Source organism: Streptomyces sp. SolWspMP-5a-2 (assembly GCF_900091845.1).
GTDB lineage: Bacteria > Actinomycetota > Actinomycetes > Streptomycetales > Streptomycetaceae > Streptomyces > Streptomyces doudnae.
This window is the reverse complement of record NZ_FMCI01000089.1, coordinates 1-14,818: the sequence shown is the minus strand read 5'-3', so window position 1 is coordinate 14,818 and position 14,818 is coordinate 1. Positions and strand designations below refer to the sequence as shown.

General features: G+C 70.4%; 13 protein-coding genes and 3 pseudogenes. 6 read left to right on the top strand and 10 right to left on the bottom strand.

From position 1 onward, the window contains the following. The first annotated feature begins 11 nt into the window (after positions 1 to 11). A complete protein-coding gene (locus GA0115242_RS08630) occupies positions 12 to 797 on the top strand; it encodes an SMODS-associated NUDIX domain-containing protein (RefSeq protein ID WP_237548931.1) in 786 nt (261 codons plus the stop codon). A 345-nt stretch (positions 798 to 1,142) separates the two neighbouring features. Here the strand turns inward: GA0115242_RS08630 and GA0115242_RS08625 are convergent, their stop codons facing one another. The 6 genes and pseudogenes from GA0115242_RS08625 to GA0115242_RS08600 form a co-directional block, all read right to left on the bottom strand. Continuing rightward, positions 1,143 to 2,441, bottom strand: coding sequence for a TniQ family protein (locus GA0115242_RS08625; RefSeq protein ID WP_161353043.1), 1,299 nt, complete (start codon positions 2,439 to 2,441; stop codon positions 1,143 to 1,145). Then, entirely contained in the window at positions 2,434 to 3,693 is a 1,260-nt protein-coding gene (locus GA0115242_RS08620) for an AAA family ATPase (RefSeq protein WP_093826313.1), read from the bottom strand. Before GA0115242_RS08620 ends, GA0115242_RS08625 begins: the two co-directional genes overlap by 8 nt. Continuing rightward, a complete protein-coding gene (locus GA0115242_RS08615; RefSeq protein WP_093826312.1) occupies positions 3,671 to 5,923 on the bottom strand; it encodes a transposase in 2,253 nt (750 codons plus the stop codon). Before GA0115242_RS08615 ends, GA0115242_RS08620 begins: the two co-directional genes overlap by 23 nt. Then, positions 5,923 to 6,678 (bottom strand): TnsA-like heteromeric transposase endonuclease subunit, encoded by a 756-nt coding sequence (locus GA0115242_RS08610; protein WP_093826255.1) that lies wholly within the window; start codon positions 6,676 to 6,678, stop codon positions 5,923 to 5,925. The genes GA0115242_RS08615 and GA0115242_RS08610 overlap by 1 nt, the downstream gene beginning before the upstream one ends. A gap of 435 nt (positions 6,679 to 7,113) precedes the next feature. Further along, a pseudogene (locus GA0115242_RS41515) lies at positions 7,114 to 7,652 on the bottom strand (hypothetical protein). Positions 7,653 to 7,714: 62 nt separating this feature from the next. Further along, positions 7,715 to 8,038: a hypothetical protein gene (locus GA0115242_RS08600; protein ID WP_093826311.1), complete on the bottom strand. Its 324-nt coding sequence runs from the start codon at positions 8,036 to 8,038 to the stop codon at positions 7,715 to 7,717. Positions 8,039 to 8,411: 373 nt separating this feature from the next. On the opposite strand from GA0115242_RS08600, the pseudogene GA0115242_RS41510 reads away from it, so the two are divergent. The 4 genes and pseudogenes from GA0115242_RS41510 (at position 8,412) to GA0115242_RS08570 (ending at position 11,829) form a co-directional block, all read left to right on the top strand. Beyond that, positions 8,412 to 9,011 (top strand): annotated as a pseudogene (locus tag GA0115242_RS41510) (DUF6461 domain-containing protein). A 78-nt stretch (positions 9,012 to 9,089) separates the two neighbouring features. Continuing rightward, positions 9,090 to 9,494, top strand: a complete 405-nt coding sequence (locus GA0115242_RS08580; protein ID WP_093826309.1) for a nuclear transport factor 2 family protein — start codon at positions 9,090 to 9,092, stop codon at positions 9,492 to 9,494. 146 nt (positions 9,495 to 9,640) lie between these two features. Then, a pseudogene (locus tag GA0115242_RS08575) lies at positions 9,641 to 10,708 on the top strand (FAD-dependent oxidoreductase); the annotation flags it as partial. Between the two features lie 257 nt (positions 10,709 to 10,965). Further along, positions 10,966 to 11,829 (top strand): GNAT family N-acetyltransferase, encoded by an 864-nt coding sequence (locus tag GA0115242_RS08570; RefSeq protein WP_093826247.1) that lies wholly within the window; start codon positions 10,966 to 10,968, stop codon positions 11,827 to 11,829. A 54-nt stretch (positions 11,830 to 11,883) separates the two neighbouring features. On the opposite strand, the gene GA0115242_RS08565 is transcribed toward GA0115242_RS08570, so the two are convergent. From GA0115242_RS08565 to GA0115242_RS08555, 3 genes are all read right to left on the bottom strand, one after another. Beyond that, positions 11,884 to 12,150, bottom strand: coding sequence for a hypothetical protein (locus GA0115242_RS08565; protein ID WP_093826244.1), 267 nt, complete (start codon positions 12,148 to 12,150; stop codon positions 11,884 to 11,886). Next, positions 12,134 to 12,385: a DUF6400 family protein gene (locus GA0115242_RS08560; RefSeq protein ID WP_093826242.1), complete on the bottom strand. Its 252-nt coding sequence runs from the start codon at positions 12,383 to 12,385 to the stop codon at positions 12,134 to 12,136. The genes GA0115242_RS08565 and GA0115242_RS08560 overlap by 17 nt, the downstream gene beginning before the upstream one ends. 297 nt (positions 12,386 to 12,682) lie before the next feature. Next, positions 12,683 to 13,408: a class I SAM-dependent methyltransferase gene (locus tag GA0115242_RS08555; protein ID WP_093826240.1), complete on the bottom strand. Its 726-nt coding sequence runs from the start codon at positions 13,406 to 13,408 to the stop codon at positions 12,683 to 12,685. A 287-nt stretch (positions 13,409 to 13,695) separates the two neighbouring features. Between GA0115242_RS08555 and GA0115242_RS08550 the strand changes: the two genes are divergently transcribed. Continuing rightward, on the top strand, positions 13,696 to 14,577 hold the full coding sequence (locus tag GA0115242_RS08550; protein WP_093826238.1) for a nitroreductase/quinone reductase family protein: 882 nt from the start codon (positions 13,696 to 13,698) through the stop codon (positions 14,575 to 14,577). Here the strand turns inward: GA0115242_RS08550 and GA0115242_RS41225 are convergent. After that, positions 14,574 to 14,818: hypothetical protein (locus tag GA0115242_RS41225; protein ID WP_141721545.1), on the bottom strand; the 245-nt coding region annotated here is incomplete at its 5' end. The genes GA0115242_RS08550 and GA0115242_RS41225 overlap by 4 nt on opposite strands.

Genomic DNA, 14,818 nt, shown 5'->3' with positions numbered 1-14,818 from the left:
TTCTGACGCCAATGAGCAGACTTCTCGTTTACGCCGTGCTCTTCATGGCTTCCCTTGCCGCGACTTTTTCATACAACGGGAAAGCGGTAGGAAGCATCGCTAGCGGAGCGGTAATCAGCTTGGTAATTCCGCTTCTGGACAGCGTAGTGGCAAACCGTCTGAATTTGCGCCATCTCTGGTACTCGGTACGGTACGGAAATCAAGATGTGAGAATCTCGGCAGCCTACCTATTCAGAATCAAGATCGATGGTAAATATCTGCTGATCAAAGGCCGACGTTTCTCTCAGCTACAACCAGTCGGAGGTGTCTATAAGGTTTCAGAATCCGGCAAGCATTTTTTGGTGTCCATTGGCGCACAGGATGACTCTTTGATCCCTATAGACACCGCCAGCAGCGACGACTTGCGGGTGCGATTTAAAGGCTCAAAGATTCCCAGATTTTATTCGTGGTTTGATTCCCGAGCGGGTCGCGAAGACTCGCCTTGGAGAGAGTTCCACGAGGAACTAATCGGTCCAGGGATCTTGCCAGCCGAGGTTTTCCCATTTACTTTTCAGGACTATGTGAGGCGTGACGTAGCGAAGATTAGATTTAGCGAACATGCACAATCATGGGAAATATTGATCGCAGATATCTACGAACTGCTTCCTACTGCAGATCAAGAAATCTACTTGCGTCGTCTAATGGAGACACCGCACGCCGACACAGCTTGGGTTTCCGCGGACTCTATTCGCCGACGTGGTGTCCTCCCTGACGGCACAACACTTCCGGTCGCTGCGCACTCTCAAAAACTGCTCTAACCCAGCATTTCACTCGCGATGGCGGCCAGATTCTGAGCAGAAGGCGAAAGTACCTTCTGCGGCTCGGATGATCAGGCTTATCTAGCCTCGACATACTGGGCTCCGAAGGACAGGGTGTAAATACTCTGGACTCCTCGCATGCGGAGGGAGCCCATGTGCCGGCCCGGGGCCGGTGAGCGCGCTCACGCCAGCACAGCCTGTGCCCTGCAGATCGCAGAATCCGTTAAGCGTTGATGCTTTTCCGTCACACACAAATAGGCACTGGTGGCCACAGAGAACCCCCTTACGGTGTCAAAGCACGGCGAACTTAATGAGCTAGAGCCCAGCTCAGCCCCGCAGCGGTGGCTACCCAGAAGAGTCGCGTCCGGTAGCTCGGGTGGCGGTTCCCGCAGAGACGCCTTGGATAACGTCGCTCCGCGTTCTCGACTTTCCCCGGGGGCTGTAGGCGAGGACGACTCGGAGAGGAATCGAGGCGCCGCGAGGGCTGCGAAGGGTGTAACTGAGCGGCTGGTGGATGCGCTTGGCTTCGTCCGCGAGGGGGACGAGGAAGTGTGCTGCGGCTTCTTCGTCTGGTGTGCAGAGGAAGCGGTCTGCGATTTCAAGGACGGCGCCGGTGGCGATGGGATCGTCCGGCGGGTCGGTGTATGCGGTTGACCGCAGGTTCTTCCGTGGCTGGGCACCGCGACGATGGAACAGCTCGTGGCGCCGTTCGGCCTCGGTATCGATGATTCGCGCCAGTTCAGGGGTGGCCGCGTGGGGCCGCGCTTCGGGCCAAGTCATGAAGATCAGGGCGACGACGCCGCGGAGGTCTTGAAAGTACTGTGCCGTGGGGGTCAGCCAGCCGATGCTGCTGACCTGCTCGGGGCCGTGCGCGGACAGGAACGACAGGTACTTCTTCTGCAATGTGAAGAGGACGTCACGTGATTGGTGGTCCCGGGGCATCGGCTCCTCACTCCTGGGAGCTTGGGTGAGGTCGGCTCCGCAGGCTGGTCTCACTGCCCGGGGATTCCCCGGCTTCGGGGTCGCTCTGCATCGCACAGGATGCAGGTCGCTGTCTCGCGGCCGGGCAATCAGGTCGTTGCTGTGGCGATTCTGGGCCAGTTCGCCGCAAAGGTGGCAGTAGCGGCGGAGGAAGCGTTCGTGGTGCGGGCAGGAAAAGACCGGCGGAAGCCTCCAGAGCCTGCGCCACGCGCCGCCGTGACGCTGCTGGATCTCCGAACCGTCTCCGACGAGACAGTCGGGGCAGTACTGGGTCCGCGTGGTCAGGAGCCAGGGGTTGTTGTATTGCAGGCGACTGGTGCCGGAACTGCTCCGGCCGCGAAAATCGGAGCTCAAGGGGCCGTAGCGGGTTCCGAGCGAGGCCAGCAGCAGGCCAGCTGTCTCCTGGCGGGAGAGACGGGTGGCGTGGCAGAAAGCGTCAAGGTCGGCTTCGCCGAGACTGATCGCGCAGGAGATCGGGATGCGGACGAGGGTCGTCCTGTCCTTCCGGCTGCTGGGGATCCCCATGCGGAGGATCAGCGGTCCCGGTCCGACGCCCAGCCGGTGCGAAAGCCGCAGCACATAGCCGGGCAGTGACTCGTCCTCCAGCGGGTCCAGGCTCCTAGGCAGCGACCGCAAAGAGGACAGGCTGGGCAGCTCAGCCACCGGCCGCGCTTCCACCGCGGTCGTCGTAAACGGTGTTACGTCCCTTCCTGCGGGGCTTCCGGGCAGGGACGGGAACATCTGTGGGAACTTCGGGAATCTCCCCAGCTGTTGGGTCACGGTCGGTGAGATTGCCCAGGTTGATCGGGATCGCTGACAGCAGTTCCGGGGTCAGCTCCTCGGCCCCGGACTCGATCGCCTCGGTGCATCCGTCTTCGATCAGCCGTTTGAGGAGTCCGACGATGCCGCGGGTGCGGCGGAACAGGTACTCCGGCATCCCGCCTTCGGTGAGCATCCCGGGCCGGGCCCGAAACAGCCTCAACCTGTCTTCGATGCCAGCCAGGTGCTGGATGAACGCGGTCATGCCCGCAGCGGTGTCGTAGTCGAACGGATCAAGATCGACCAGGTCGAAACGCCGCTCAGTCTGCGTGGCAGCTGACGGGTTGTAACTCTTCCCCGGCTTAGCCGGCGGGAAGACCCACTGCCCCGTACGAGGATCGGGATAACCGCTCCTCAGGAGCCCCGAACGGGGGATGTCGACACCGATCAGCACCAGGGTGACGTTGAGGTCCATCAGCTCTCGGACGAGATCGAGAGTGTCCTGGTCGTCCTCACGGTGGAGCCTGAGCCTGGTGATGTCATCCAGCAGCAAGGCCGTTGTGCGATGGTCCCGCAATGAGTCCCGCACTGCCCGGATCATGCCGTTCAGCGTCTTCGGCAGCGGCGCCCCGTAGAAGTCCAGAACGGCCGCGCACAACCCCTTCGGTGTCGCCCGCACTGGAGTGCGGCAGTAGGCGACGGGGACGAACAGGTCCCGGGTGCCCGGGACCGGACCGGGTAGCAGCTGCCGGTGAAGATCCCGCCACAGCATCTCGAACGTGGCCGCGGCATCGCAGGCCGTTTCCGTCTTGCCCAGGTAACCGCCGCCGCTGACCATCAGCCCGTCGCGAGTGCCCGGCTCGAAGTTGAGCGCGTTGTTCCGCATCCGCCCCCGCATCAGCTTGGTGACCTTCGCGCTCATGGGGGTCTCCAGCAGCCCCATGTTCACGTGCGTCGCGGTCCGGTGCAGGTCATGCAGAGCACGGCGTCTCGGGCTCATCGCCGCGAACTCCTCCGCAGTGAGCCGCGGTGCCGGAATGAAAGTGCTCCGACGTTCCTGCCACTGCCGCCAGCCCTCGACCCTGGTGCGGTCAGGCGGCGGCCCAGCCCGCAGAAAGGGGACGATGCCATTTTCACCCCACGCCTGGTCCGCCATGCCCATCCTCTTCCTCGTCTTCCTCGGGCAGGAGGAAAAGATCACTCTGGCGGTAGGCCTCACCCAGCGGAGGCGGCGGCGTCGGCCTTTCCTGGACTGCCTGCTCACGGCGGTGCCGCCGGTGGCTGTCAATGCTGTCCGCGGCCTGACGCGTCCTGTCCTGCCAGCGCAAGGGACTGACCACCCCATCCCCGACGGCAATCTTGGCAGGTTCACTCTGCGGCCGGTCAGCCCGCGAAGCGGCGGCCTGGACGACCTCACGGGAGTGCTCAGTCCGCGCCGATTTCGGGAGCCGGGTCGGCCACTGACTCACCGGGACGCGAGAGCCGAGCAACTCCAGAAGGACCGGCAGGAGTTCATCGTCTGTGCGGGGCCTGAGCCCGCAAGCTTGGGCCTTCTTGAGGAGTTCGCGTACGCGTGCGTCACCGAAGGCGGGGGCCTGCCCATCAGGCGGCAGCCCGGTCCAGGCAAGGGGGTGCCAGTCGTGGGTGAGCGGGTCCTGGAAGAACACGCTGCGGCGGTCTCGGGGATCCCTGCGGATGACCCACTGGCCCTTGTGCTGTCCGCCGCGGGTCGAATGCTGGCCCCGGTAAGGGTCCAGGGCCGGAGCGTCATACCAAAAACCGCGGATCTTCACTCCCCGCCGAGCATCGATCTTGCGGACGTGGTGGACGGGCAGCAGTTCGTAAAACAGTTCCGCCGAGGGGATCTCCATGGCGAATCCGGCCTGGGCGAACGAGGCGGCGAACAGTGAGTTGGGGCTGTGGTCGCCGCCAGGGTCCCAGCTGGGCGCGTACTGGCCCAGCCGGCGCCGTTGCCAGACTGCAACGATCCAGGTGGCGATCACGTGCTCCATCTCGTCGATGGTCAGCACCGCGTCACCTTCCGGGTCGGCGCCGCGGTCGCCGGGGTCGATGCCGGTGTAGCCGGGCAGCTGCTCGAACAGCAGCGACCTGATCGCGCCGAAGGCCCGCTCGCAGGCGGACTTGTCCGTGGGCCGCAGAACGCGGCTGGGAAGGATGTTGCAGCCGAGCACCCGCTGGGCGTCGACCAGGTGGTGGTTGCGATAGACAGACCCGTGGTCGGTGGTCACGGTCTCCGGCGCGAAGAACGGCAGGCCAGCGACCTTATGCCCGGCGAACTCGGCAACCACCGTGGCGGGCAGGCCGGGATAGGGCCACTCCAGTTCCTCGCTCCAGTCTGCCCGCATCGGCAGGGGCAGCATCACGTCCCGCAGCAGCATCGCGACGTCCACCGACTGGTCGGAGACCAGGGTGAGACGGAAGGCGCAAAGGGAGTGCGTGTGCACGTCCATCGCGAGCGTGAGGTGGCATTTCACCGGATCGCCGAACACGCTCTCGCGGACCATCACCGGCAGCACCGTGGTGTCCAGCGCGACCACCTGGCCGGGCCGGTGGACCAGCACGTGCCCGTTCTTCGACGGCAGTTCAGCCGAGCGCGCGTAGCGCTGGCGGGAGCCTCCCGGTCCGAACCACTCGCGCCAGACCACCCAGAGCGTCTGGTAGCTGGGGACGGTGACGTCCCGGTCGGGGAAGGTCTCGCGTACGTACTGGTGGATCATGCGTTCGCGGGTCCGCATCGTCACCTTCGACCGGTGCAGGGTCTCCGCACGGACCGCGAAGATCGCCTCACGGATCTCCTCCGTGATGCTGGGGTGGCCGCCGCTCTCGCGCAGCCACCGCTCGTCCGCGCATCCCACCAGACCCGATTCTCGCCGTCGGCGGTCCCAGCGGATCAGCGTGCGGTAGCCGACCCTGTCCAGGCCCAGCAGCTTCGCCTGCTGGCGGTCCATAGCGGCCAGTTCGGCGACCTTCGCCAACCGGCGGGCGGTCAGCGTGGTCGTGGCCGGGTCGTACTCCGGTTTCGGCTCGCCCGGCGCGGGACGCGGCGGGTCACCGCTGCGGTAGCCGGTCTCCACCTCCAGCAGGTGGGCCAGGCGGCAAGCGGCCAGCTCCCGCCGTCTGGGCTCCAGATCCTGCACGGTCTTCGGCTGCCGGCCCCGGCCGGAGCCCTGGGCTGTGGTCCGGGACGAGGGACGGCAGTTGGGATGGTTGGCCAGGAAGCGGAAGGTCACCGGCTGCCGGGTGCCGTCGTCACCGACCAGGTGGACCCGCCCAAGCTCTGGCTCGCGGCGCTCGACAGTCCAGTGCCTGCCGTCCAGCACCAGGGCCGCCCCCGGCGACAGGTCCAGGACGGCCGCCGTCCCCATCACGCCCACCCGGCGGGGTCGATCACCGTGGACCGGTTGCCGAAGGGCCGGTTCAGGTCCGTGCCGAGGCGCCGGTGCCAAAGCAGGTGCAGAAGCTGGGCACGGGCCAGAGGCGGAAAGGGGGTGGCGTCAACGAGTTCGCCGAACGTGCCGCCCTCACGGGCAGCCGCCACGAGCACCGGCCGTAGTCCCAGCGGGTCGGACAGCGGCCGGCGTTGGGAGGAGAAGACATCGATCGCAGCGGCAACATGATCCCTCCAGCCCGCCACGACGGTGTAGTGCCAGCCGCAGGCCAGCGCGACCTCGGCGGTCGCAGCGAACGCTTCCAGGTCCTTTGGCGCGATCAGTGCCCGTGGCCGTACGTCGATCAGCCAGATGCCGGTCCGCGTCACCGCTAGGAAGTCCGGGATGTGTCCCCTGCGGTCGGTCGCGGTGTCGAACCGCAGCCGCAGAGGCTGCGACAACACGTCGACGAGACCGCCCGCGAAGTCGAGGACCAGAAGCAGTCGTGCCTCCTCCAGGCTCTCGGCCCCATGATGACGGCCGGTACTGACGAGGAACTGAAGGCTGGGGCGGTGGCGTTGGGCCCGGCGCCAGGAAAACCAGCGCATCGGAGTGCCGTCCGCGAGTGGCGTGTGGGCCAGGTCCCGCACGGTGCAGGACACCTCGTCGCCCGCTGTCCGCCAGGTCACCGTCCAGCGGCGCGTCCACTCCGGCCCGAGGCCGAGGCTGTCCCTGCCCAGCGCCACGGACACGGGGACGAACAGGTCCTCCCACCAGCAGCTCTGTGACCACAGCCCACCGACCCAAGCCTCAGCAGGAGACGCTGGCTGTACGAGGGAACGTGCTCCGTCCACGGCACCACTCGACCACCGTCGAGAGCGGCAAGCAGAGTGATCTCCGGATCTGGTGACAACTGGGCCGAGAAACAACCGGAAGTGACAACTACCGCATGAATCTGGTGGCAGGAAGCACTGGAATGACGAGAGAACACGTCAGGTCAAAGGCCCTCACCGGTGACACCTAACGCTGGAAGTCACACTGCTGCCGTCTCACCGCCGTCGACGACCGCCCGCGCGGCGCCTTCGGCAACACCTCGCCCGCCACCCGCCTCCGGCGGAACTCCGCGGTCGCCCGCGAGCACCTGCCCCGCGCGCCGGCCCCCTCTCGCGTGGTGACTCGCTGGCCGCTCAGCCGTCAAAGTGGAGCTCAGCCCGGGTCCAGAGAGTGAGGTCACTGCCGGTGGCGACCGCGAGGGTCAGGACGGAGGGAGAGAATCCGGCTGCGCGGAGTTCTGAGCACTCGGAGTGGAAGACGTGCCACCACGTCCCTCCCGCCGGCCCTTCGCGGGACCCGCCGTCGGCGGAGAGAATGACGCGGTCGTGGGGCCACTCGGGGCTGACGACGTCGAGGGTCCAGCCACCGGCGTGGTGCTGTGCAGTCCGCCGCCGAAGAGTCCGGCTATGCGTACGGGGACGCCTGCGATCGGGCCGAGCCCGGGGCAGGTGAGGTCCGGGTGGGCGTCGGGGGTGCGTGTTTCTGGGCCAGGGTCCCGGTCGCGGGCGACCTTATCGCGGGTGACCGCGTCGAAGAGTCCATGGCCGTCGCTGGACACGACCATGACGAGGTCGTGGCCGCTGTCGGGATGGACGGCGAATCCGATACCGAGGAGGCCCCCGATGGAAGTCCTGCGATCCAGCACCGGCTGCCACGGCTCGGGAGCCGACATGACGGTGGCCGCGAGGTAGCGCTCGCACGGCTTCTGCTGCTACTCGGTGATCAAGTCGTCCCCTATGTGCGATCCGCGTCGAGGGTCTCTCGCGCAGCGGCCCACGTCGACTCGAATTCTTGACGGGTGATCTCGGCAGCGCCGTCCGCTTCTTGCCAGCCGTGCAGGGTGCCTTCCGCGAGGACGCCGAACTGACGCTCGTAGGCGGCCATGGCTGAGAGGTCGCCACCGTCACGGATTTCGACGACTTCCGCCAGCGAGGCTGCGGTGACGGGCCGGCGCTGAAGTCCTTGCACGTCAACGTGCCGCAGCGCCCATTCCTCGTCGTCGAGCTCGAAGTACGACCAGACATCGCTCTCGCCGTGGTAGGCGCAGATCCACTGCATCACGCCCACATGATCTCTCGGCAGGAAGAAGGCGCGTCCGGCGAGGCCCACGGGCCAACTGCTCAGCCGTCCGGCTCGGTTGAACGGGCCCTTTTCAGAAGAGGCTCGGCTGATCACCTCAACTGGGAACGGACAACGGTCACGTCCCCCACGCTCGCCGGACGGCGCGTCACCGACCCTCCGGAGCTGTACCCGGCGCCCGGTGAGACGGCCGACGACCGGGAGGCCATGCCCGCGGCCGTCTCGCCGCCGTCGACGACCGCCTGGGCGGTGCCTTCGGCAGCATCCCGCCCGCCACCCCGCTCAGGCGGGACTCCGCGGTCGCCCGCGCCCCCGCCCCCCGCCCTGTCAGTGGTCGCGGGCACACTCGCCCATGCAGACCAGCGCCCGTGACTTCCTCTGGTTCGACGACGAGTTTCCCGATCTCGCGCGGGCCCACTGCCTCACCTTCGTGCGGGACGTGCCGCCGCGCGAGCTGGTCCGCAGGCTGGGGGGCCGGGTGGAGCCGGGGGTCACCGGCATCCACGCGCTCGTCGACGCCGCCTACGACCGTCCGTCCGGCGCCGGGCGGACGGTCTTCGGGACGACGGTGCTCGGGGAGTGGACCCTCTTGGTCGAGCCCAACGGCTGGCACGGCTCGGACGAAGCCCTGGCCCTGCCCTGATTGGCCAGCACCCGGTGGGTCTCCGTGTACGACAACCACGACTCGAACGCGGACGGCACGTTCCTCTGGGCCGAGGACACCGACGTGCAGCTCCGGTTCCGGTTCGAGGACGTCCCCCGGTGCTCCGGCGCCCGCGCCGACGATCTCCTCGGGGTGGTCCGGGACCTCGGCCTCGAGATCGCCGGCGAGGGCGACGTCCCGGCCGGGCCCGCCGCCCTCGCGCTCGCCGCGCACCTCACCGGGCTCCGTCTCACCCCCGCCCACCTGCGGGACAGCGTCTTCGTCCGCGGTTCCGCCGCCGGGGGCTGACATCCACGGCGGCCCCGGCCCGGCCGGTCTACGCTGGCTGTGGTGGCCGTCGTCCGGCGGACGCGGAGGGACGTGATCATGGACGATGACACGCGGACCCGGGCCGCGATCGAGGAGCACTGGCGGGCCTCGGAGCGCGGGGACGTCGTCGCCGAGCACGTCCTGTACGCCGACGACGCGATCCTCGACTACCCCCAGTCGGGCGAGCGGTTCCGGGGGCGCGCGGCGATCGCGGCGCAGCGCGGTGGGCACCCCGCCGACCGGCACTTCTCGCTGGAGCGCCTCACCGGGAGCGGTGACCTCTGGGTCAGCGAGTGCGTGATCACCTACGACGGTGTCCCCACCCGGGCCGTGAGCGTCATGGAGTTCTCCCGCGGGCGCCTCGCGCACGAGACCCAGTACTCCGCCGGGCCCTTCGCCGCCCCCGCCCGGCGTGCCGCGCTCGCCGAACCCATGCCCGGCCGGGACATCGCCGTCGCCTGAGCGCAGGGGCTGTCGGTGGCCCGGTCTGCGTGTCGGGAGCTTGTCGGGGCGCTGTCGGGGGCCTGTCGACGCGGGCTGGCAGGTTGCTCGTGGGCCCGCCGGTGAACCGCCCGGCAGGCGTGCGACACGCAAGGGAGCACACCACCATGACCACTCACGTCACGATCATCGGTGCCGGACTCGGCGGCCTCACCCTCGCCCGGATCCTGCATCTGCACGGCATCCCCGTCACCGTCCACGAGGCGGAGCCGTCCCCGGCGGCGCGGACGCAGGGCGGGATGCTCGACATCCACGACTACAACGGGCAACTCGCTGTCAAGGCAGCCGACTTGATGGACGAGTTCCGCGCCCTCGTGCTGCCGGGGCGGGAGGCGATCCGGGTCCTCGACCAGCACGGCACCGTCCTGGTCGACCAGCCCGACGACGGCACCGGCGGGCGTCCCGAGGTGCAGCGCGGCGAGCTGCGGCAGATGCTGCTCGACTCGCTCCCGGAGGGCACCGTCCGCTGGGGCCGCAAGGTCACCGGCGTCCGCTCCCTCGGCGGGGGTGCCCACGAGGTGACGTTCGCGGACGGCGACACGGTCGTCACGGAGCTGCTGGTCGGCGCGGACGGCGCCTGGTCCCGGGTGCGGCCCGTGGTCTCCGCCGCGCCTCCCGAGTACGTCGGCCAGGCGTTCGTCGAGACGTACCTGTACGACGGCGACACCCGGCACCCGCTCGCCGCGCGGACCGTCGGCGGCGGCAACATGATGGCGTTCGGCTCGGGCGGGCAGTGGATCGGCGCGCACCGGGAGCGCGGCGACACCCTGCATGCCTACGTGGTGCTGATCAGGCCGCAGGAGTGGTTCGCGGAGGTCGACTTCACCGACCGCGCGGCGGCCACCGCCCGGATAGCCGAGGAGTTCGCGAGCTGGGCCCCCGAGCTGACCTGCCTGATCACCGAGAGCGACACCGCGCCGGTCCTGCGCCCGCACTTCACCCTGCCGAAGGACCACCGCTGGGACCGGACGCCCGGTGTGACCCTCGTCGGTGACGCCGCCCACCTCACCGCCCCGAACGGCGAGGGCGCCAACCTCGCCATGCTCGACGGCGCCGAACTCGGGGAGGCGCTCGCCGCGCACCCGGGTGACGTGGAGGCCGCGCTCGGCGTGTACGAGGCGGCGATGTTCCCGCGCAGCGCCGCCGTCGCCGCCGCCGGAGAGGACCTGGACGACCCCACGGCCGCCGACGTCATCCACTCTTCGGCCGGGACAGGCGCGGACAGGACGGAGAAGGTGACGGGGGCGGGGTCCGGGGCGAGCGGGCGTCCTGAACCAGGGCCTGCCGCGGTGCGGCGCGCCGCTGCGCGGACCGGCGGATCCGCCGGGGAGAGGCCGGGGAGGGGCCGGGGAGGGGGCCGGGGCGCGCGGGTGGGCTCCCTGTCGGCGCCGTGCGGCTCGACCCGTCCTACCGCCTCGGCCATCATGCCGCCATGCGCTCCGACGACTGGCAACTCACCGACGACGTCGACCACTTCCTCGCGCGGGCCGGGGACTTCCTGCGCTCGCGCCGCACCGTCCACACCACCTGGCTCACCCTCACCGAGAAGCTGCGCACCCTCGGGGTGGCCGCCCACGGCGCCGGGGTGCCCGTGCTGGGGCGGGCCGAGCGGGACGGCACGGTGCGGGCCGCCTTCTTCAGCTTCCCGGCGAGCCGCCGTCTGACCGTCACCGCGCTCACCGCCGGGCAGGCCGACGGACTCGCCGCCCTGCTGATCGCGCGCGGCCACCGGCTCACCGGGGTCACGGCCGAGGAGGAGACCGCCGCCGCCTTCGCCGCGGCCTGGCGGCGGCGCACCGGCGCGACGCCGTCGGTCCGCGTCCGGATCCGGCTGCGCCGCCTGGGCACCCTCACCCCGCCGCGGCCGGTTCCGGCGGGCGGCGCGCGGAGCGTCGGCGAGGACGACCACGAGCACCTGATGAGCTGGTGCCGCGCGTTCGCGGCGGACGTCGGGGAGGACGTCACCGTCGACGCCGCCACCTGGGCCGGGACCCGCTTCGCGGAGAAGCGCTACACCTACTGGCAGACCCCGGACGGCACCCCCGTCTCGATGGCGGGCGCCAACCCGATGGTCGCCGGGCAGGTCCGGATCGACCCCGTCTACACCCCGTCCCACCTGCGCGGACACGGATACGCGGGCGCCGTGACGGTCGCCGCGGTCCGGGCCGCGCTGGCGGCGGGCGCCGACGAGCTGGTGCTGTTCACCAACGCGGCCAACCCCACCAGCAACGCCCTGTACGAGCGGATCGGCTTCAGCCCGGTGACCGACTTCGTCGCGTACGACTTCACGGACTGAGGACGCCGACGGCCTGCAAAGGGGGCGGACGGCGGCAGAGGCGGTCACCGCCGGTCAGTGGCAGGGGCGGTCGGTGCCGGGGCGCGGGGTGGTGCCGGGGCGCGGGGTGGTGCCGGGGCGGGTGTCCAGGGACCACAGGTGGCCGCACCCGGGGCACTGGAGGTGGACGACGGGACCGCGGTTGGAGAGCAGGTAGCGCCAGTGGTCGTCGCAGTTGCGGCGCTCGGCGCAGGTCGCGCAGTGCCGGGCGTCGTCGCAGCCGGGGCAGGCCACCCAGGCGCGGCGGGAGGGGTCGGCCTGCGGGTCAGTGGGAAGGCGCACGGCCCGGCCCCTCCCCCGGCAGGACCCCGGCGGCCACGAGCATGTCGTAGGTGCGCTGCTGCTCGGCGTCCAGGCCGGAGTAGAGGAGGGCGTACGCCTCCTCCTCGCCCCGGAGGGCCGCCACCGGGTCCCAGTCGGGTCCGAGCGCGGCCACGACCTCGGTCCGCCGCCTGATCTCGTCGAGGGTCAGGTCGAGGGCGAAGGGCGTGAGAGCGTCGGCGTTGTCCTGGTTCATGGCGAGACTTCCGATGTGCTGGCAGAACTCCCCCATCTGTACCAGCGGGCCCGGCGGCGGGGAAGGGTGACCTGGGTCGCCCCCGCGCGGCCTCCGCGCCCGTCGTCCACCGCGCGGCTCCCGGATCGGCGGACGGGGACGGGCCGTTGCGCGCGCCCGCTCCCGGACCGGACCGGGGACCCGGCACGGCGACGTGACACACCTCACGGCAGACCCCCGCCGCCGCTCCGCTGCCCCGCCCCGCCCCGCTGCCCCGCCCCGGCCCGGTGCCCCATCCCGCCCCGCCCCGGCCCGCCGTCAGTCCCGGCCGGCCACGAACACGAACTCGCGTCCCGGGCGGTCGGGCGCGTCCCGCACCTCGTGGAGGACGAAGCCCGCCGCGGCCAACTCCTCGGCCACCTCGTCGCGTTCACGGAACCGCAGCGTCGAGTCCGACGTGAGGACGGCGCCGTCGGAGGCGAACGCGTACGTCCAGCGGAACGTCACCAACGGCCCCCGCACCTGGACCAGTTCGACCCAGCTGCGGACCGCGCCGACGCCCGGCACCTCGGTCACGGTCTCGGACTCGGCCCGGTTCCACCGCTCCCACGCGCGTCCCGCCGGGTCCCGGGTCTCCAGGACCAGCCGCCCGCCGGGGCGGGACGCGGCGTGCGCGGCCCGGAGCGTCCCGTGCCAGGCGGCGGGGTCGGCGATGCCCTGGGCGACGTTCGCCGTCATGGTCACCAGGTCGGCGCGCAGGGGCGGCAGCACCGTCGCGTCGCCGTCGTACCAGCGCACCCGGTCGGCTCCCGGCTTGCCGCGCGCCACGTCGACGGAGGCCCGCGCCGGGTCGACGCCGACGACGTCGAACCCGTGCCCGGCCAGCAGCAGCGCGAAGACGCCCGTCCCGCACCCGATGTCCAGCACCCGGCGCGCCCCGAACTCCCGCGCCATCGCGAGGTAGGCGTCGAGGTCGGCGCGGTCGGGGTCGAGGGCGTCGTAGATCGCGGCGAGCCGCGGTTCGGCGAAACACTCGTCCATCAGGCACCCTCCTCGGTGTTCCCGACCCTACCCCTGCCCCCGTCCCTGTCCCCTGCGCCTGCCCCCGTTCCCGCCCTTGCCCCCGTCCCTGTCCGGGCCGGGGAAAACCTGTGGCGGCGCCGCCCGGCCCCCGCTATCTTCGCCCCATGACTGCCGGGTCGGCCTCGTGCCGTGATCGAGTCGGGTTCCCGGCCTCTGAGTGAGGCCGGGGCGGGCCAGGGGCCCGCCTCCTCTCTCCGCGCCACCCCATCCCCAGGGAATCCAGCGAGAGAGAGCGGACACAGCGCACCATGCCCGACGCCAACGACGACTCCACCAGCGCCTCCGGCGCCCCCACCGACTTCAACCAGCGGATCATCGACGAGTTCCGCGCCCGCCACGGCCGCGTCGGCGGCTTCTTCGAAGGGGCCAGGCTCCTTCTGCTCACCACCACGGGCGCCCGCACCGGCGCCCGGCACACCACCCCCGTCGGCTATCTGCCTGACGGCGGTGACCGGGTCCTGGTCATCGCCTCGGCGGGCGGCTCGCCCCGTCACCCCGACTGGTACCGCAACCTGCTGGCCCACCCCCATGTCACCGTGGAGAGCGGGGTGTTCACCTACGAGGCGCGGGCCGTCGTCCTCACCGGGGCGGACCGGGACCGGGCCTGGGAGCGGGCCGTGGCGGGCGACCCGGGCTGGGCCGCCTACCAGGAGAAGACGACGCGGGTCATCCCGGTCGTCGCCCTGCACGAGATCCCCCGCGAGGGGCCGCCGCGCATCGCGGCCGGATCGCCGGGCGAGGCGATCAAGGTGGTGCACGACGCCTTCCGCCGTGAACTCGCCCTGATCCGGGACGAGATGGCGAACGCCGACACGTCCGGCCGGGCCGGGCTCGGCGCCCAGCTCCGGGTCAACTGCCTCACGTTCTGCCAGGGTCTCGACCGTCATCACACCGGGGAGGACCAGGCCCTCTTCCCGTTCCTCGCCGACCGGCATCCACGGGCCGCCCCCGCCCTCGCGCGGCTGGCGGCGGAGCACACGCACATCGCCTCCCTGGTCGGGGAGTTGCGGAACGCGGTGACCGGCGACCCGGCCACCGCCCGCGCCGAGGTCGAGCGCCTCACCCGCGCGCTCGAAGCCCATCTGACGTACGAGGAGGAGGAGTTGATCCCGCTGCTCGACGCGCCCTAGAAGGGCAGCGGCCTGCCGTGCACCACGTCGAAGCGGGAGACCGCGCGGGTCAGCACCACGTGGAGGCGGTGCGGGCCCCGGTGTTCCGCCTCCGCGATCGCCACCGGTTCGACGGCGCCGACGGCGACGGCGACGACGGCACGCGGCGCCCGCCCGACCCGGCGGCGGTCGCGACGGGACCGGCGGCGGTCGCGGCGAGGCCGAGGGCGGTCGCGGGGCGGTCGCGGCGGGGTCGGGGCGA

What these genes read in the sequence shown, in the direction of transcription:
- GA0115242_RS08550 (WP_093826238.1), top strand. Translation starts at nt 13,696, where the DNA reads ATGCCCGACGCCAACGACGACTCCACCAGCGCCTCCGGCGCCCCCACC.
- GA0115242_RS08600 (WP_093826311.1), bottom strand. Translation starts at nt 8,038, where the DNA reads ATGCAGTGGATCTGCGCCTACCACGGCGAGAGCGATGTCTGGTCGTAC.
- GA0115242_RS08570 (WP_093826247.1), top strand. Translation starts at nt 10,966, where the DNA reads ATGCGCTCCGACGACTGGCAACTCACCGACGACGTCGACCACTTCCTC.
- GA0115242_RS08630 (WP_237548931.1), top strand. Translation starts at nt 12, where the DNA reads ATGAGCAGACTTCTCGTTTACGCCGTGCTCTTCATGGCTTCCCTTGCC.
- GA0115242_RS08615 (WP_093826312.1), bottom strand. Translation starts at nt 5,923, where the DNA reads ATGGGGACGGCGGCCGTCCTGGACCTGTCGCCGGGGGCGGCCCTGGTG.
- GA0115242_RS08620 (WP_093826313.1), bottom strand. Translation starts at nt 3,693, where the DNA reads ATGGCGGACCAGGCGTGGGGTGAAAATGGCATCGTCCCCTTTCTGCGG.
- GA0115242_RS08580 (WP_093826309.1), top strand. Translation starts at nt 9,090, where the DNA reads ATGGACGATGACACGCGGACCCGGGCCGCGATCGAGGAGCACTGGCGG.
- GA0115242_RS08560 (WP_093826242.1), bottom strand. Translation starts at nt 12,385, where the DNA reads ATGAACCAGGACAACGCCGACGCTCTCACGCCCTTCGCCCTCGACCTG.